This window comes from Arthrobacter agilis, assembly GCF_030816075.1.
In the GTDB taxonomy this organism is placed as follows: domain Bacteria; phylum Actinomycetota; class Actinomycetes; order Actinomycetales; family Micrococcaceae; genus Arthrobacter_D; species Arthrobacter_D agilis_E.
In genome coordinates this window covers 3,181,440-3,199,502 of sequence record NZ_JAUSXO010000001.1, presented here as the reverse complement: position 1 = coordinate 3,199,502, position 18,063 = coordinate 3,181,440, and the positions used below count along the sequence as shown (strand labels likewise).

Below are 18,063 nucleotides of genomic sequence, written 5' to 3'. Positions count from 1 at the left end.
CGGTAGGGGAATCGCGGGTGTTCCGGGCGGGTGCAGCATGGGATGTGGGCTCTGGCATACCGGTCGTCCTTCGGGTACGGGTCTACAGGCATTGCCTGGCGTCTTGCTGTATCGCCGGGCAGCAATCACTGTATCTTGTATGACGGAATAATGTTTCCGACGGGCGAAAACTTCTGGTTAGGTTGCCCATAGTCTAGGAAGAGGTCCGAATGAGCGTCACTGACGATGTTTCAGATATTCTGAGTGGTTTGACTGTCGGTAAGCCCGATGGGGATCCTGAGGAGACCGCGGAGTGGATCGAGTCCCTCGATGAGTTGATTCGCACCCAGGGCACGGAGCGTGCGCAGTACATCATGCGTTCGCTTCTGCAGCGTGCCGGTGCGCAGTCCGTGGGTGTGCCCATGGTCACGACGACGGATTATGTGAATACGATCCCGGCGGATCAGGAGCCGGAGTTCCCGGGCGATGAGGAGATCGAACGGAAGTACCGTGCGTGGTTGCGCTGGAACGCGGCGGTCATGGTGCACCGGGCGCAGCGGCCGGAGATCGGGGTCGGCGGGCACATCTCGACGTACGCGGGCGCGGCGACGCTGTATGAGGTGGGTTTCAATCATTTCTTCAAGGGCAAGGACCATCCCAGTGGTGGTGACCAGGTGTTCTTCCAGGGTCATGCCTCCCCGGGGATGTATGCGCGGGCGTATCTGGAGGGCCGGCTGAGCGAGGAGGACCTGGACGGGTTCCGGCAGGAGAAGTCCAAGGAGGGCCACGCACTGTCCTCCTACCCGCATCCGCGTCTGATGCCGGAGTTCTGGGAGTTCCCCACGGTGTCGATGGGCATCGGCCCGATGAATGCGATCTATCAGGCGCAGTCCAACCGGTATCTGCACAACCGTGGGCTGAAGGACACCTCCGGGCAGCAGGTCTGGGCGTTCCTGGGTGACGGTGAGATGGACGAGCCGGAGTCGCGTGGCCTGCTCCAGCTGGCGGCGAACGAGAAGCTCGACAACCTGAACTTCGTGATCAACTGCAACCTGCAGCGCCTGGACGGGCCGGTGCGCGGTAACGGGAAGATCATGCAGGAACTCGAGGCGTTCTTCCGCGGTGCGGGCTGGAACGTCATCAAGGTCGTCTGGGGGCGCGAGTGGGACTCGCTGCTGGCCAAGGACACGGACGGCGCGCTGGTGGAGATCATGAACCAGACGCCGGACGGTGATTACCAGACGTACAAGGCCGAGTCCGGCGGGTTCGTGCGGGATCATTTCTTCGGGAAGTCCCCGGAGACCAAGGCGATGGTCGAGGACCTCTCCGACGACGAGATCTGGAAGCTCAAGCGCGGCGGGCACGACTACCGCAAGGTCTACGCGGCGTACAAGGCGGCCACGGAGTTCACGGGCAAGCCGACCGTGATCCTCGCCAAGACCGTCAAGGGGTACGGCCTGGGCCCGCACTTCGAGGGCCGCAACGCGACCCACCAGATGAAGAAGCTGACGAACGCCGACCTGAAGGCGTTCCGCGATCACCTGCGGATCCCGGTCACGGATGAGCAGATCGACGACGACCTCTACAACGCCCCGTACTACCACCCGGGCGCCGACGCACCGGAGATCAAGTACCTCATGGAGCGCCGGCGTGAGCTCGGCGGGTTCGTGCCCGAACGGCGCACCAAGCACGCCGAGGTCGTCCTGCCGGGCGAGAAGGCGTACGAGATGGGAAAGCGCGGCTCCGGCAAGCAGATGGCCGCGACCACGATGGCGTTCGTGCGGATCCTGAAGGACCTCATGCGCGACAAGGAGTTCGGTAAGCGCATCGCGCCGATCATCCCCGACGAGGCACGCACGTTCGGCATGGACTCGTTCTTCCCCACGGCGAAGATCTACAACCCCAACGGGCAGAACTACCTCTCCGTGGACCGCGACCTGGTCCTGGCGTACAAGGAGTCCGTGCAGGGCCAGATCCTCCACGCGGGCATCAACGAGGCCGGATCGATGGCGGCGTTCACCGCCGCGGGCACCGCCTACGCCACGCAGGGTGAGCCGCTGATCCCGATCTACGTGTTCTACTCGATGTTCGGGTTCCAGCGCACCGGGGACTCGATCTGGGCGGCAGCGGATCAGATGGCCCGCGGGTTCATCATCGGGGCGACCGCCGGGCGCACCACGCTCACCGGTGAGGGCCTGCAGCACGCCGACGGGCACTCCCCGATCCTGGCCTCCACGAACCCGGCCGTGATCACCTACGACCCGGCGTTCGGGTACGAGATCGGGCACATCATGCGCGACGGGCTGAACCGCATGTATGGGGACATCGGCGACAAGCCCGAGTCCTTCCGCAACGTCATGTACTACATCACCGTCTACAACGAGCCCTTCGTGCAACCCGCCGAACCCGAGGAACTCGACGTCCAGGGACTGCTCAAGGGCATCTACCTGCTCAAACCCGCCAAGGTCGACGGCCCCCGCACCCAAATCCTGGCCTCCGGCGTGGCCGTGCCCTGGGCGCTGGAGGCGCAGAAGATCCTCGCCAAGGACTGGGGCGTCTCCGCGGACGTCTGGTCGGTGACGTCCTGGAACGAGCTGCGCCGCGACGGCCTGGACGCCGAGGAAGAGGCCTTCCTCAACCCCGGCGCCGACGCCCGTAAACCCTTCATCACCCAGCAACTCGAAGGCGCCACGGGCCCCATCGTCGCCGTGTCGGACTTCATGAAGGCCGTGCCCGACCAGATCCGCCAGTTCCTCCCGAACGAGTTCGCGACCCTCGGAGCCGACGGCTTCGGCTTCTCCGACACCCGCGCAGCAGCACGCCGGTACTTCAAGATCGACAGCCACTCCGTCGTCGTCCGCGCCCTGGAGATGCTCGCCCGCCGCGGCGAAGTCGACCCGAACGCGCCCAAGGAAGCCATCGAGAAATACCGCCTCCTCGACGTCAACGCCGGAACCACCGGCAACACCGGCGGCGACAGCTAACCCCCACCCACCCAGGGCGAGACGCCACGAGGGACCGACCTGTTCAGGTCGGTCCCTCGTGGTGTACGGATGTTGTCCTGCTGCTCACGCCCGAGGGCCTTGTGCTGCTAGTCGCTTTCCCGCGGCGTGTGCTGCCGGCTCAATGCCCGGCGTAAGCGCACGTGAAGGGGCACACGGTCGAGGAAGGCCGCGGGGAAGAAGAAGTCGGGGTCATCCCCGCCGGGTTCGTAGGGCGTCCAGGATTCGCTGACAGGCTTACCGGGCTGATTCTGGTCACGCGACGCTGTACTCACGGTTTTCACCTTACGAAATAGAAGTTTCTTATGGTGGAAGTTTAGGTTTGGAGCAGGATCCCGTCAAGGAGTGGCAGAATGGGTGCCCAAGATCGCTTGACAGGCTCTGTGTGATGGGGCTTACACTGTTAACGAAATAAAGATTCCGTATTGCAGAAACATCGAATCAAGTCGGTTCCAGCCGATGGTCAAGGGTGTTCAGCGCTGCTGCGGAGAGTGCAACAAGAAAGCTGACACCCTTGATGACTTTGAGCGAGTTCAATTCGCTGACCCCCGAACAGGCCGCCGAGGCCCTGAGGCCCTGCGTCGACATCTCCCGCTGGGTGACCAGCCTCGTCGACGCCCGGCCGTTTCCCAGTCGGACCGCACTCTTGGATTGCGCGGCGGCTGCGGCCCCCGGCTGGACCGAGGCGGAGATCGACCGGGCCCTCGGGCATCACCCTCGCATCGGTGAGCAACCAGCCGGTCCGTCTGCCGAGGCCCGGCATTCCCGCAGCGAGCAGGCCGGCCTCACGGCGTCCGACGGCACCACTGCGCTCATCGCGGCAGGCAACAGAGCCTACGAACACAAGTTCGGCAGGGTCTTCCTCATCCGCGCCAAAGGACGGACCGCAGAGGACATCCTTCGGGCCCTGAGGCAGCGCCTGGAGAACCACCCGGCGCAGGAAACCCCCATCATCGCGCACGAGCTGCGGAACATCGCGTTGCTCCGGCTGGAAGGAATCGTCACATCATGACAGTCAGCCACGTCACCACACACGTCCTGGACACCGGCAACGGACTACCGGCACGAGGGGTGCACATCGTCCTGGCACAACGGAACAACGATGCATGGGTCGTTGTCGCCACAGGTATCACCGACGCCGACGGTCGTGTTCGAACCCTGGGACCCGAGCAGCTTCCCTCCGGCATCTACCGCCTCGAGTTCGACGTCGGCACCTACTTCACCACAGCCGGGGTCGACGCCTTCTTCCCCGAGGTGGCCATCACGTTCCACCTCGACGGATCGACCGAGCACTACCACGTACCCCTACTCCTGAGCCCATACGCATATTCGACCTATCGAGGAAGCTGATCATGACTGCAACGACGCAAGAGAACCAGACCACCACTTCGGGTGCTGCGGGAAGCGACACCGGCACGAACATCGTGCTGGGGCGCAACCAGTACGGAAAAGCGGAAGTACGACTGGTCAAGGTCACCCGCGACACGGCCCGGCACTCCCTCGAGGACCTCAATGTCACCTCCCAGCTCCACGGTGATTTCGAATCCGCGCACACTGCGGGCGACAACTCCAGGGTGGTCGCCACCGACACGCAGAAGAACACGGTCTACGCCTTCGCCAAGGACGGGGTCGGCTCGCCGGAGGACTTCCTCCTCCGCCTGGGTCGGCACTTCACCGAAAGCTTCGACTGGGTCACCGGCGGGCGCTGGGCAGCGGAGCAGTACTTCTGGGATCGGATCAACGACCACGATCACGCATTCTCGAGGAACAAGTCCGAAACCCGCACTGCCGTGCTTCTCGTCAACGGGTCCGACCAGCAGCTCATTGCCGGCATCGAGGATCTCACCGTCCTGAAATCGACGGGATCCGAGTTCCATGGATTCCCCCGTGACAAGTACACGACGTTGACGGAGACCAACGACAGGATCCTTGCCACCGACGTGACAGCCAAATGGCGCTATAACACCCTGGACGTCGACTTCAACGCGGTCTACGCCGACGTCCGGGCCATCCTGCTCGACGCCTTCGCGTCCACCCACTCGCTGGCACTGCAGCAGTCCATGTTCCAGATGGGCAAGCAGGTCCTGGAAGCCCACCCGGAGATCCAGGAGATCAAGTTCTCGCTCCCCAACAAGCACCACTTCCTCGTCGACCTGTCACCTTTCGACCTGGAGAACAACAACGAGGTGTTCTTCGCTGCGGACCGTCCCTACGGACTCATCGAAGCCACCATCGAGCGCGAAGGCAACCCGACCGAGGCAGCGATCTGGGCGAACATCCCCGGTTTCTGCTGATCGACCCAAGGGGCCGGAGTCCACTCCGGCCCCTTCGACCCCCCCCCCCTCACAAGCCGACAAGGAAGTCTGCTATGAAATCAGTCAAACCAGGCAGGAAATCAGCACGGCACACCCCATCGACTACCCAGCGCCCCGAGGACGAACGACTGCCACTCGGAAAAACGGTCGCCTACGGGTTCCAGCACGTCCTCACCATGTATGGCGGCATCATCGCGCCCCCGCTCATCATCGGCTCCGCTGCAGGGCTCGAGCCCAGCGACCTCGGCGTCCTGGTCGCATCCTGCCTGTTCATCGGAGGCCTCGCCACCATCCTGCAGACCTACGGGATCAAGTTCTTCGGCTGCCAGCTCCCCCTGGTCCAGGGAACATCCTTCGCATCCGTCGCGACCCTGGTGGCGATCGTCAACGGGGGAGGAGGGCTTCCGGCCGTCTTCGGTTCCGTCCTGGCGGCATCGGTCATCGGCTTCTGCGTTGCCCCGTTCTTCGCCAAGATCGTCCGCTTCTTCCCCCCGGTCGTCACCGGCGTCGTCATCACCACCATCGGCCTGACCCTGATGCCCGTGGCGGCGAACTGGGCCATGGGCGGGAACAACAAGGCAGAAAACTATGGGAGCCTGGCCAACATCGGCCTCGCCGCCCTGACCCTGGCGATCGTCCTGCTGCTCAGCAAGGTCGGGAATGCCGCAATCTCGAGGCTCTCGATCCTGCTCGCTATCGTTCTCGGAACGATCTTCGCCGCCGCGACGGGCATGGCCGACTTCTCGAAGGTGGGTGACGGGCCGATCTTCGCGTTCCCGCAGCCTTTCGCTTTCGGCTTCCCGGTCTTCGAAATCGCCGGCATCGTCTCCATGACGATCGTCGTCATGGTCATCCTGACGGAGACGACAGCCGACATCCTCGCAGTCGGTGAGATCACCGGCAGCAAGGTGGACTCGCGCCGCATCGCTGACGGGCTGAGGGCCGACATGGCCGCCAGCATCGTCGCGCCCGTTTTCAACACCTTCACGCAGAGCGCCTTCGCGCAGAACGTCGGGCTCGTGGCGATCACCGGTATCAAGAGCCGTTTCGCCGTCACGGCCGGCGGCGGTATCCTCGTCGTCCTCGGCCTCCTGCCTGTCCTCGGCCGGCTCGTTGCAGCAGTGCCGACACCAGTGCTCGGAGGCGCCGGAGTCGTGTTGTTCGGCACGGTCGCGGCCAGCGGGATCCGCACCCTGTCGAAGGTCGAATACAAGAACAACATGAACCTCATCATCGTCGCGGCCGCACTGGCCTTCGGCATGATTCCCATCGTCGCCCCGACGTTCTACGACGCGTTCCCGACCTGGTTCGCCACGATCTTCCACTCAGGGATCAGCTCCTCCGCGGTCATGGCGGTCCTGCTCAACCTGCTGTTCAACCACTTCAAGCGCGGCAACTCCGCGCAATCATCGGTTTTCGTCGCCAGTCCGCCCCGCATGGTCAGGGAAGATGAGCTCCAGGCGCTGCGGGACGGGGATCACTTCGAAGCAGGGAAGCTCGTTGACGCCGATGGCACCGAGATCCCGGTCGTCAGTGCCGCGCACTATCCCATCGTCAAGGAAAAGCTGGACAAGGGTGAGATCAGTCATGCCGATGACATCAGGCGTATCTGTGAAACGCATCCATCAGCAGGCAGCGGCGCCCACTAACCCGCTGCCCGCGCTCACGCTGACCCACGGGCATCACGAAAGGCCGGGGACTCACCAGCCAGCAGGCCAGATGAGTCCCCGGTCCTCGCACACCGCATGCACACTGCGCGACGGTTCTCAGGCAGTGACGTTGAGTTCCGTGGAGATGGTCTGCGCGGCTCTGGTCAGCAACGGCACGGCCCTCTTGGCAAAGTGGTCGTCCACGCGCGACACCGGGCCCGACACGGATATGGCTGTCGGGGTCGGGGAATTCGGGACCGCCATGGCGAAGCACCGGACACCCAGTTCCTGCTCGCCGTCGTCGATCGAGTATCCCCTCTCGCGGATCACCGCCAGGTCCGCCAGCAGGTCATCGATGGAGCCGATACTTTTCTCCGTGGGTGTGGGCATGCCGGCACGGGACACGATACGGCGCACCGTTTCATCATCGAGCTGGGCGAGGATGGCCTTGCCCACACCTGTGTCATGCGTATGTGCCCGACGGCCGACCTCGGTGAACATGCGCATCGAGTGCAGTGACGGGACCTGCGCGATATAGACCACCATGTCCGAGTCCAGAACAGCCATGTTCGCCGTCTCACCGAGGGCGTCGACCAACTGCTTGAGCTGCGGACGGGCCAGGGCCCCGAGCTGCTTGTTCGCACCCTCGCCCAGACGGATCAGACGCGGACCCAGCGCATAGCGACGATTCGGCAACTGCCGAACGTAGCCCTTGGTCACCAGCGTCCGGAGAAGGCGGTGAATGGTCGGCAGCGGAAGGTCCGTCGAAGCAGCGAGCTCACTGAGGGTGACCTCACCGCCTGCATCATTGATCAACTCCAGAAGCTCGAAGACGCGCTCCACGGACTGCACGCCTCCACTTCTTGCCGGCGTCTCCGTCATCCCTGCTCCTGACATCGTTCGGAACTCTGCTATCTGAATCAAGCATATCCGCATCGTGGAAGTTCTATCCCAACCAACGGCATTCGCTTGTGTTTCCACAATACAAATATTATTATCCATCATACGAAAACATCGACGTTTACCGACACGAAGGAAGTCTCATGGCCAATCCCAGCCCCGGATATTCGATCACCCTGCGCGTTGAGGCTCCCTCCGCCTTCTCCACCACTGCGGAGCTCGCGGCAGCGGTAGGAGCTGCGGGAGCGTCCATCACTGCCCTGGACGTCACGGAATCACACCACGAGCACATCGTCGTCGACGTCAGCTGCAACACAACGGACGCGGAGCACGGCGAAAAGGTCCGGGAGGCCCTCAACGAGCTTCAGGGCGTCACCGTCCGGCAACTCAGCGACAGGACGTTCCTGATGCACCTCGGGGGCAAGCTCGAAGTCGTCCCGAAGGTCGCTCTTCGCAATCGTGACGACCTGTCCCGTGCCTACACCCCCGGTGTCGCCCGAGTGTGCCTGGCCATCGCGGAGAATCCTGAGGACGCACGCCGGCTGACCGTCAAGCGCAACACGATCGCCGTCGTCACCGACGGTTCAGCAGTCCTCGGGCTGGGCAACATCGGGCCGGCCGCTGCTCTGCCCGTCATGGAGGGCAAGGCAGCCCTGTTCAAGCAGTTCGCCAACGTCGATGCCTGGCCTGTCTGCCTCGACACCCAGGACACCGAACAGATCATCAGCATCGTCAAGGCGCTCGCGCCCGTATACGGAGGGGTGAACCTCGAGGACATCGCCGCTCCGCGGTGCTTCGAGATCGAGAACAGGCTCCGTGAGGAGCTGGACATCCCGGTCTTCCACGATGACCAGCACGGAACGGCCATCGTCACCCTGGCCGCGCTCACCAACGCACTGAGGGTCGTCACGAAGGATCTGGCCGACGTGCGGATCGTCGTCTCCGGTGTTGGTGCTGCCGGATCGGCCATCATCCAGCTCCTGGTCGCACAGGGAGCCCGGCACATCGTCGCCTGCGACCGCAAGGGCGCGATCAACAGCGACCAGCAGCACGCCGACCCCCACCGGGCCTGGATCGCGCAGAACACGAACACGGAGGCTTTCTCTGGGTCCCTGCATGAGGCCCTCGTCGGAGCGGACGTCTTCATCGGGGTCAGCGCGCCGAACGTCCTCTCCGAGGAGCATGTGGCCTCCATGGCCGATCAGGCCATCGTGTTCGCCATGGCGAACCCGGATCCGGAGATCGATCCGCTGATCGCCGCCAAGCACGCCGCCGTTGTCGCAACGGGACGTTCCGACTTCCCGAACCAGATCAACAACGTGCTCGCCTTCCCAGGATTCTTCCGAGGCCTCCTCGATGCCCAGGTCTCCGACATCACGCCGGAGATGCTTGTCGCAGCAGCAGAGGCCATCGCGGCGCGCGTCAGCGAGGCGGAACTGAACGCGAGCTTCATCATCCCCAGCGTCTTCGACCCCCAGGTCGCTGCCGATGTTGCTGCAGCAGTGGCAGCAGCTGCCGTCACCGAGCCTGCCCTCGCTCACTGAGCTACCCGAAAGGCTACGCAATGACCATCGAACTCACCTCCCCGATGCCGTTCCCGGCAGCCGGAACCATCCTCACTCCCAAAGCGCTCACCTTCATCGAGCAGCTCCACCAGAAATTCGCGAACCAGCGCGAGGAACGCCTGACCGACCGCGCCCTGCGGCGGCAGCACGTGTCGGAAACGGGACGGCTGGACTTCCTGCCCGAGACGCGTGCTGTCCGCGACGACACCTGGAGCGTCGCCGCCGCCCCGCCCCAGCTGCAGGACCGCAGGGTGGAAATGACAGGACCGGCCACGCCGGCGAAGATGGCGATCAACGCCCTCAATTCCGGGGCCAAGGTCTGGCTCGCCGACCTCGAGGACGCCAGCACACCCACCTGGCACAACGTCGTCGACGCCCAGCTGAACCTCCTGCAGGCAGCCCGGGGCGAGCTGAGCTATACCTCGCCGGAGGGCAAGGAATACGCCCTGCGGACGGATGCACCGCTGGCAGTCGTCGTGGCACGGCCGCGCGGGTGGCACCTCCCCGAGAAGAACATCTCCGTCGACGGGCAGGCTGCGATCGGCGCCCTGGTCGACTTCGGCCTGCATTTCTTCCACAACGCCCGCCAGCTCCTCGGCAACGGCAGCGGACCCTACTACTACCTCCCCAAGCTCGAAAGCCACCTCGAGGCACGACTGTGGAACGACGTCTTCGTCTTCGCGCAGGACTATGTGGGCATCCCGCAGGGCACCATCAGGGCGACCGTGCTCATCGAGACCATCCCCGCCGCGTTCGAGATGGACGAAATCCTCTATGAACTGCGCGATCACGCGTCCGGCCTGAACGCGGGACGCTGGGACTACCTGTTCAGCATCGTGAAGTACTTCCGCGATGGCGGGACGGACTTCGTCCTGCCGGATCGGGCCACCGTCTCCATGACGGCGCCCTTCATGCGCGCCTACACCGAACTGCTGGTCCAGACATGCCACCGCCGGGGTGCATTCGCCATGGGAGGGATGGCAGCGGTGATCCCCAACCGACGCGAACCGGCCGTCACCGAGGAAGCTTTCAACAAGGTCCGCGCCGACAAGACGCGTGAAGCCAACGACGGCTTCGACGGATCCTGGGTGGCCCATCCTGATCTCGTGCCCATCTGCCGCGAAGTTTTCGACAGCGTCCTGGGAGCCAAGCCCAACCAGGTCGATCGGCAGCGTACCGACGTCAGCGTCAGCGCAGAAGACCTGCTGGATGTTGGATCCGCGGACGGGAGCGTCACCGAAGCGGGCCTGCGGTCGAACCTGTACGTCGCCATGGCGTATGTGGCTGTCTGGCTTTCCGGTAACGGGGCTGTCGCCATCCACAACCTGATGGAGGACGCTGCAACCGCCGAGATCTCCCGGTCCCAGGTCTGGCAGCAGATCAGGAACCAGGTCACCCTCGCGGACACGGGCCGCACCGTGACGGCAGAACTGGTGCAAAGACTGCTGGAGGAGGAATCTCAGGCCCTCAGAGCGGAAGTCAGCGCCGAACTCTTCGAGAAGTACTATGTGCCGGCCCAGGCACTTGTGGCGGACATCTGCCTGTCCGAGACCTACACGGACTTCCTCACGCTGCCCGCGTATGAGCTGGTGAAGTGACGGTGGTCCGCTCGCGGCTGTCCGACGCGGTGCACGCCCACATCGATGACACCCTGGCAGCAACCGACCGTTCCCTCGAGCACGACTATCCGGGAGACAGCGGTTCCCGGCAGCCGATCCACACCGTTTACCTGCCGGCCGACCGCTTCGACACGTCGACCCTCACCGCATGGGGCGCCCAGGCTCTCGAGGCAGTCGGGACGCGCGGCATGAACCATGTCTGTGAGCTCGTCGGCGCACCGGAGGGTCTCCGCCGCCAGATCGCGGACAAGGTCAACGTGAAGCTCCTGGCCGAACCGATCGAGGACCTGCGACTGGATTTCGAGGACGGTTATGGGCCGAGAGGAGATGACGAGGAGGACTTCCACGCAGCGCAGGCCGCGCAGCGGGTCAGTGATGCCGTCTCCGCACAGAAATGCTCCGACTTCGTCGGTATCCGGTTCAAGAGCTTCGAGCAGGACACCCGGGCCCGCGGTCTGCGGACCCTGGACGTGTTCGTCTCGGAACTGCTCGCCCACGGCGCCTTGCCCGCCGGCCTTGTCCTCACCTTGCCGAAGGTCAGCACCACCGCTCAGGTCCAGGCAATGGTGTATGCGTGCGAGGAGCTCGAACGGGCACATGGTTTGGAGCCGGGCCGTCTTCGGTTCGAAGTGCAGATGGAGACCCCCCAGCTGATCATGGGGGCGGACGGCACCATCCCTGTCGCCCATCTCCTGCACCGCAGCGACAAGCGGGTCACGGCCCTGCATTACGGGACGTATGACTACAGTGCGTCCCTGGAGATCGCCGCCGCGTACCAGTCGATGGAGCACCCGGCGGCCGACTTCGCGAAGCAGGTCATGCAGGTGGCCGTCGCAGGAACCGGCGTCCGTCTCTCCGACGGGTCCACCAACGTGCTTCCGCTCGGATCCGAGGACAACGTGGATGCCGCGTGGGCGCTGCACGGGCGTCTTGTCCGACGGTCCCTGGAGCGCGGCTATTACCAGGGGTGGGACCTGCACCCCGCGCAGTTGCCCTCCCGGTTCGCCGCAACCTACCTGTTCTATCTGGAAGGGTTCGACCAGGCGGCGACGCGGCTGAAGAACTACGTCCATCAGCTTCAGAGCACCATCATGGATGAGCCCGCGACCGCACGCGCGCTGGCACGTTTCATCGACCGGGGCTTCGCCTGCGGGGCGTTGAGCTCACAGGAGATCGAAACGCACAGTGGCGTATCCATTGCCGAGCTCAAGGCCCTCGCCTATCCGAAACAACATCTCACCCGAAGGGGCACCAATGACTGACACCTCCTACTACGCTCCGCAGAGCGCACTCCCGCCGCAGACCGATCTGCTGAGCGACCGCGCCATCGTCACCGAGGCGTACACGGTGATTCCTCGCGGAGTCCTCCGCGACATCGTCACCAGCGTGCTGCCGGAATGGAACGGGACCCGGGCGTGGGTCCTCAACCGTCCGGTTGCAGGCGGTGCGACAACTTTCGCCCAGTACCTGATGGAGGTAAGCCCCGGTGGCGGGTCAGGCAACCCGGAACCGCAGAAGGAGGTCGAGTCATTCATCTTCCTCCTCGAAGGTGCTCTGACGGTGCGCATCGAAGGAGAAAGCCACTCTCTGACGCCTGGCGGCTTTGCGTACCTGCCGGCGGGCTCGGAGTGGTCCACCGCCAACGAGGCCGGCGGGTTGGCTAAATTCCAGTGGATCCGCAAGCGGTACGAGCCCCTCGAGGGCTATACGGCGAAGGCCGTCACCGGCAACGAGCAGGACCTCACGCCCGGTGCGATGCCGGATACGAACAACAAGTGGCGCACCACCCGCATGCTTCCCGTCGATGACCTCGCCTATGACATGCACATCAACGTCGTCACCTTCGAGCCCGGTGCGTCCATCCCCTTCGCAGAGACCCACGTCATGGAACACGGGCTGTATGTCCTGGAAGGCAAGGCCGTGTATCGCCTGAACGAGGACTGGGTCGAAGTGCAGGAGGGCGACTACATGTCCCTACGGGCGTTCTGCCCCCAGGCCTGCTACGCCGGTGGGCCCTCCAACTTCCGCTACCTGCTGTACAAGGACGTGAACCGCCAGATCACCCTGTAGTCCAGCCCCCACAGGACCAGCTCCGCCCCCAGGTGTGTCGAAGGCCTGGGGGCGGAGCTGTTCCACTTTCCCGACCACCCCCGGCACGTCCCACCGGGCGCCTCCACGGCCCTGCCCCTCCCGAGCCGCGTGCGTCGACCCGCGGGAAGCGTGACGCTTGACACTTCACGAAAAACCCGCCTACAGTTCCAACATAAGAAAGTTAAATTTCACACAGCGGAATACCCGAAGTGTGGTTCGAGCCCTCTACCAGCGTCAAGGACCAGCCATGGCATACACAGTGAACTGTTCGATCCTCCTGACGGAGCTGCCGCTGCTCGAGCGCCCGGCGGCCGCGAAAGCCGCCGGATTCGATTTCGTCGAGTTCTGGTGGCCGTTCCAGTCATCGGTTCCCTCCGACGCCGAGGTCACAGCCTTCGAGCGCTCCATCACTGACGCCGGCGTGCAGCTTTCCGGGTTGAACTTCAACGCCGGGAACATGCCGGAGGGGGAGCGCGGGCTGGTCTCCCTGCCTGCCCGTAGCAAGGAGTTCCGCGACAACCTGGAGGTTGCCGCGGGTATCGGTGAGCGCCTCGGCTGCACGGCATTCAACGCGCTCTACGGCAACCGCACCTCGGAATCGACGCCTGAGGAGCAGGACGCCATCGCCATCGAGAACCTTGTCCTCGCCGCGCGGGCTGTCGCCCGCATCGGTGGGACGGTCCTGCTCGAACCCGTGAGCGGCGCCGAGCACTACCCGGTCCGGACCGCGCGACAGGCCCTGGACATCATCGGGAAGGTACAGGCTGAAGGAGCATCCAATATCGCTCTCCTCGCCGACTTCTACCACCTGTCGGTCAACGGCGACGATGTCGCCGAGCTGATCCGCACGCACGCCGCATCGTTCGGCCACGTCCAGATTGCTGATGCCCCCGGTCGCGGGGCTCCCGGCAGCGGCGCGCTGCCACTGGGTACCTGGGTCGATAGCGCCCGGGCCGGCGGCTATACGGGATTCGTCGGCCTCGAATACAAGGCCCCCGCCGGGTCGGCCTTCTCCTGGCTGATCCGCGAACGCCGGGCATAGACGCAGCGCAACCACAGCCTCGAATCAAAGGACTAGGAACATGAGCACAGTAGCAATCATCGGCCTCGGTATCATGGGGCTGCCCATGGCGGTCAACCTCGTGAAAGCCGGCCACGACGTCATCGGCTACAACCGAAGCCAGGACAAGACCGACCAGCTCGTCGAAGCCGGCGGCCGGGGTGCCTCGAGTGTCGCCGATGCCGTCCGCAACGCCGAGTTCATCATCACGATGGTGCCGGACTCACCTGATGTCGAGGCAGTCCTCACGGGCGAAGACGGTGTCCTCGCCCACGCACAGCAGGGGGCCTACTGGATCGACGCCAGCACCATCCGGCCCGATGTCAGCACCCGCCTGGCGGCGGCAGCCGAAGAATCCGGCCTGAAGGCTCTTGACGCTCCGGTTTCCGGCGGCGAGCAGGGCGCCATCGAGGCAACCCTGTCGATCATGGTCGGCGGCGCCGAGGGCGACTTCGCCGCAGCGCTGCCGATCCTCGAAGCCGTGGGAAAGACCATCGTCCACGTAGGTCCCGCGGGCTCCGGACAGACAGTCAAGGCCGCCAATCAACTCATCGTGGCCGGAACGATCCAGCTCGTTGCCGAGGCGCTGGTCTTCCTGGAGGCCCACAGGGTCGACACCGCCGCCGCGGTGAAGGTCCTTGCCGGTGGTCTTGCCGGAAACCGCATTCTGGACCGGAAGGCCGAAGGGATGCTCGCGCGCACCTTCGAACCGGGTTTCCGCGTCGATCTGCACCACAAGGACCTCGGGATCGTCGTCGCAGCAGCACGCGAAGCAGGCGTCGCCATTCCTCTTGGAGCCCACACCGCCCAGCTCATGGGCTCACTGCGGGCCCAGGGACACGGGTCCCTGGACCACTCCGCACTCCTGCTCCTCGTAGAGCAGCTCTCCGGCATCGCACCCACCGACCCCTCCTCGCGTTAGGAACACCCCATGCCACAGATGCGTGCAGCAGACGCAGCAGTTCTCATCCTGGAGAAGGAAGGCGCAACCCAGGCCTTCGGTCTTCCCGGAGCAGCCATCAACCCCTTCTACTCGGCGATGCGTGCACACGGAGGAATCCGTCACGTCCTGGCCCGCCACGTCGAGGGCGCCTCCCACATGGCGGAGGGATTCACCCGAGCCAAAGCCGGCAACATCGGTATCTGCATCGGAACGTCCGGCCCAGCCGGCACCGACATGATCACCGGCCTGTACTCGGCGTGGGCAGACTCCATCCCCATCCTGTGCATCACCGGTCAGGCCCCGGTGGCGAAGCTTCATAAGGAGGACTTCCAGGCCGTGGACATCGCTTCCATCGCCAAGCCGGTCACGAAGATGGCCATGACGGTCCTTGAGGCCGCACAGGTACCCGGTGCCTTCCAGAAGGCGTTCTACGAGATGCGGTCCGGGCGCCCGGGTCCCGTACTGATCGATCTTCCCATCGACGTCCAGCAGACCATGATCGAATTCGACCCCGACACCTACGAGCCGCTGCAGGTCCACAGGCCTGCCGCCACCACCCGGCAGCTCGAGAAGGCCCTCGACATGCTCATTGCAGCCGAGCGCCCACTCATCGTCGCCGGCGGCGGCATCATCAACGCCAACGCCTCCGATGACCTGGTCGAACTGGCCGAGCTCCTGAACATCCCCGTGATCCCGACGCTCATGGGATGGGGATCCATCCCCGACGACCACGAACTGATGGCCGGCATGGTGGGCCTGCAGACCTCCCACCGGTACGGCAATGCGACCATGCTGGAATCCGACGTGGTGATCGGTATCGGCAACCGGTGGGCGAACCGCCACACCGGTGCCCTCGATGTGTACACCAAGGGGCGGAAGTTCATTCACGTCGACATCGAGCCCACTCAGATCGGCCGTGTCTTCGCGCCCGACTTCGGGATCGTCTCCGACGCAGGAGCAGCCCTGCGCGGCCTCGTGGAACTGGCGCGGGCCCGACGTGAGCAGCAGGGACTGCCCGACTGGAACGCGTGGGTGAAGGACTGCGCCCAGCGGAAGTCCTTGCTGCAGCGCAAAACCCACTTCGACCACGTGCCCATGAAGCCGCAGCGCGTGTACGAGGAGATGAACAGGGCCTTCGGTCGCGACACGCGCTACGTTTCGACGATCGGTCTGTCACAGATCGCCGGAGCGCAGTTCCTGCACGTCTACAACCCGAGGAACTGGATCAACTGCGGACAGGCCGGGCCCCTGGGCTGGACCGGTCCGGCAGCACTCGGTGTCGCCCAGGCAAGTCCCGGCGAGCCCGTTGTCGCCCTTTCGGGTGACTACGATTTCCAGTTCATGATCGAGGAACTGGCTGTGGGTGCGCAGTTCAAGCTCCCCTACATCCATGTGGTGGTCAACAACTCCTACCTCGGCCTCATTCGGCAGGCCCAGCGGGGATTCGAGATGGACTACCACGTGTCGCTGGCGTTCGAGAACATCAATGCACCCGACCTGGAAGGCTACGGTGTCGACCACCTCAAGGTCGCTGAAGGCCTCGGCTGCAAAGCCATCCGGGTACGCGAAGCGGACGATCTGCAGGCCGCCTTCGACGAGGCGCGTAGGCTCATGGCCGAGCACCAGGTGCCGGTCGTCGTCGAGGTGATCCTCGAGCGTGTGACGAACATTTCGATGGGAGCCGCAGGCATCGACCAGATCAACGAATTCGAGGATCTGGCCGAATCCGCCGACGACGCTCCTACAGCCATCTCGCTCCTGGTCTGATCGATGCGCATCGTCGTCGCGCCCGACAAGTTCAAGGGCTCCCTGTCTGCCGCTGCTGTGGCCGGCAGGCTCGCCGCCGGCCTCCGGAAGCAGCTACCGGATCTCGAGATCGTGGAAGTTCCGGTGGCGGACGGCGGCGAGGGGACCCTCGAAGCGGCCTTCGCAGCAGGGTATGAAGAGGTCGGTCATACCGTGACCGGCCCGACAGGCCACGCCGTGTCGGCGTCTGTCGGTATCCGGGGGCGGCAAGCCGTCATCGAGATGGCTGCCGCCTCGGGGTTGGCCCTCCTGCCGGAGGGCCGGCTGATGGCACTGACGGCCTCGAGCAAAGGGACCGGCGAACTCATCCGCCATGCGCTGGATGCCGGTTGCACGGAAATTGTCGTCGGCGTCGGCGGCAGCGCCTGCACCGACGGGGGAGCGGGCCTTCTCGTCGGCCTCGGCGCCCGGCTGCTGGACGTGAACGGCAATGATTTGCCCCCTGGGGGTGCAGCGCTGCAGCACCTGTACCGAGTCGACCTGTCCGGTCTCGATACCCGGCTCCGGAACACCGACATCATCCTCGCCAGTGATGTCGACAACGGTTTGCTGGGACCCTTCGGAGCCGCCGCGGTATTTGCTCCGCAGAAGGGCGCCACGGCCCACGACGTCGTCCAACTCGAATCCGGTCTGGCGCGGCTGGTCCACGTCCTCGCCCTCGAACTGGGGCCGCGGGCCATCTCGCTCTCGGAAGCGGCAGGGGCAGGTGCTGCCGGCGGAACCGGTTATGCCGCGCTCGCGGTCCTGGATGCAGTCAGGAAGCCGGGCATCGACGTTGTTCTAGGCTTCACACAGCTAGCGGAACAGCTCGCCGGGGCCTCGCTCGTGGTGACGGGGGAGGGGAGCCTGGATGAGCAGACGCTCATGGGGAAGACACCCCTGGGTGTGGCGCGCCTGGCCGCTTCCCTCCGCCTTCCCGTCGTGGCTGTATGCGGGCGCACCCCCCTGACGCGAGAAGCATTGCGTGCCGCAGGATTCGACAGGGTCTATGCCCTCGCCGACCTCGAACCCGACACGAACCGGTGCATGACAGAGGCCGGCCCGCTGGTGGAGCGGCTGGGAGAAATCGTCGCCGACGACGTCGCGAAGCAGATACAGGCTGAACTATTGAGTGAAAACACGTGAGGTGGACGC

The 18,063-nt window shown here is 64.6% G+C and carries 13 protein-coding genes and 1 pseudogene; 13 read left to right on the top strand and 1 reads right to left on the bottom strand.

The features are described 5' to 3' along the window. Nucleotides 1–209 precede the first annotated feature (209 nt). From aceE to QFZ50_RS15010, 5 genes are all read left to right on the top strand, one after another. Nucleotides 210–2,963, top strand: coding sequence for a pyruvate dehydrogenase (acetyl-transferring), homodimeric type (gene aceE, locus QFZ50_RS15030; RefSeq protein WP_307085510.1), 2,754 nt, complete (start codon nucleotides 210–212; stop codon nucleotides 2,961–2,963). A gap of 487 nt (nucleotides 2,964–3,450) precedes the next feature. Further along, on the top strand, nucleotides 3,451–3,993 hold the full coding sequence (gene uraD / locus QFZ50_RS15025; RefSeq protein ID WP_307085508.1) for a 2-oxo-4-hydroxy-4-carboxy-5-ureidoimidazoline decarboxylase: 543 nt from the start codon (nucleotides 3,451–3,453) through the stop codon (nucleotides 3,991–3,993). Beyond that, nucleotides 3,990–4,331, top strand: coding sequence for a hydroxyisourate hydrolase (gene uraH / locus QFZ50_RS15020; protein WP_307085505.1), 342 nt, complete (start codon nucleotides 3,990–3,992; stop codon nucleotides 4,329–4,331). Before uraD ends, uraH begins: the two co-directional genes overlap by 4 nt. A gap of 2 nt (nucleotides 4,332–4,333) precedes the next feature. Further along, entirely contained in the window at nucleotides 4,334–5,275 is a 942-nt protein-coding gene (pucL, locus tag QFZ50_RS15015) for a factor-independent urate hydroxylase (RefSeq protein WP_307085504.1), read from the top strand. Nucleotides 5,276–5,349: 74 nt separating this feature from the next. Beyond that, entirely contained in the window at nucleotides 5,350–6,945 is a 1,596-nt protein-coding gene (locus tag QFZ50_RS15010) for a nucleobase:cation symporter-2 family protein (protein ID WP_307085502.1), read from the top strand. Nucleotides 6,946–7,062: 117 nt separating this feature from the next. Here QFZ50_RS15010 and QFZ50_RS15005 read toward each other — a convergent pair whose 3' ends face one another. After that, complete coding sequence (locus QFZ50_RS15005) at nucleotides 7,063–7,827, bottom strand: IclR family transcriptional regulator (protein ID WP_307085500.1); 765 nt, start codon at nucleotides 7,825–7,827, stop codon at nucleotides 7,063–7,065. A gap of 161 nt (nucleotides 7,828–7,988) precedes the next feature. On the opposite strand from QFZ50_RS15005, the gene QFZ50_RS15000 reads away from it, so the two are divergent. The 8 genes and pseudogenes from QFZ50_RS15000 to QFZ50_RS14965 all read left to right on the top strand — a co-directional run bounded on the left by QFZ50_RS15000 (nucleotide 7,989) and on the right by QFZ50_RS14965 (nucleotide 18,054). Then, nucleotides 7,989–9,389: an NAD-dependent malic enzyme gene (locus QFZ50_RS15000; protein WP_307085498.1), complete on the top strand. Its 1,401-nt coding sequence runs from the start codon at nucleotides 7,989–7,991 to the stop codon at nucleotides 9,387–9,389. Nucleotides 9,390–9,409: 20 nt separating this feature from the next. Next, the gene (gene aceB, locus QFZ50_RS14995) at nucleotides 9,410–11,008 is read left to right on the top strand and encodes a malate synthase A (protein ID WP_307085497.1); all 1,599 of its coding nucleotides are present in this window, start codon (nucleotides 9,410–9,412) and stop codon (nucleotides 11,006–11,008) included. Then, nucleotides 11,005–12,291: a DUF6986 family protein gene (locus QFZ50_RS14990; RefSeq protein WP_307085496.1), complete on the top strand. Its 1,287-nt coding sequence runs from the start codon at nucleotides 11,005–11,007 to the stop codon at nucleotides 12,289–12,291. The genes aceB and QFZ50_RS14990 overlap by 4 nt, the downstream gene beginning before the upstream one ends. Beyond that, nucleotides 12,284–13,099: a bifunctional allantoicase/(S)-ureidoglycine aminohydrolase gene (locus QFZ50_RS14985; protein ID WP_307085495.1), complete on the top strand. Its 816-nt coding sequence runs from the start codon at nucleotides 12,284–12,286 to the stop codon at nucleotides 13,097–13,099. Before QFZ50_RS14990 ends, QFZ50_RS14985 begins: the two co-directional genes overlap by 8 nt. A 268-nt stretch (nucleotides 13,100–13,367) precedes the next feature. Continuing rightward, a complete protein-coding gene (locus QFZ50_RS14980) occupies nucleotides 13,368–14,162 on the top strand; it encodes a hydroxypyruvate isomerase family protein (RefSeq protein ID WP_307085493.1) in 795 nt (264 codons plus the stop codon). A 31-nt stretch (nucleotides 14,163–14,193) separates the two neighbouring features. Then, nucleotides 14,194–15,102: pseudogene (locus QFZ50_RS14975) on the top strand (2-hydroxy-3-oxopropionate reductase); the annotation flags it as partial. Nucleotides 15,103–15,111: 9 nt separating this feature from the next. After that, nucleotides 15,112–16,890 (top strand): glyoxylate carboligase, encoded by a 1,779-nt coding sequence (gene gcl, locus QFZ50_RS14970; RefSeq protein WP_307085491.1) that lies wholly within the window; start codon nucleotides 15,112–15,114, stop codon nucleotides 16,888–16,890. A gap of 3 nt (nucleotides 16,891–16,893) precedes the next feature. Beyond that, nucleotides 16,894–18,054 (top strand): glycerate kinase, encoded by a 1,161-nt coding sequence (locus QFZ50_RS14965; RefSeq protein WP_307085489.1) that lies wholly within the window; start codon nucleotides 16,894–16,896, stop codon nucleotides 18,052–18,054. Nucleotides 18,055–18,063: the final 9 nt, after the last annotated feature.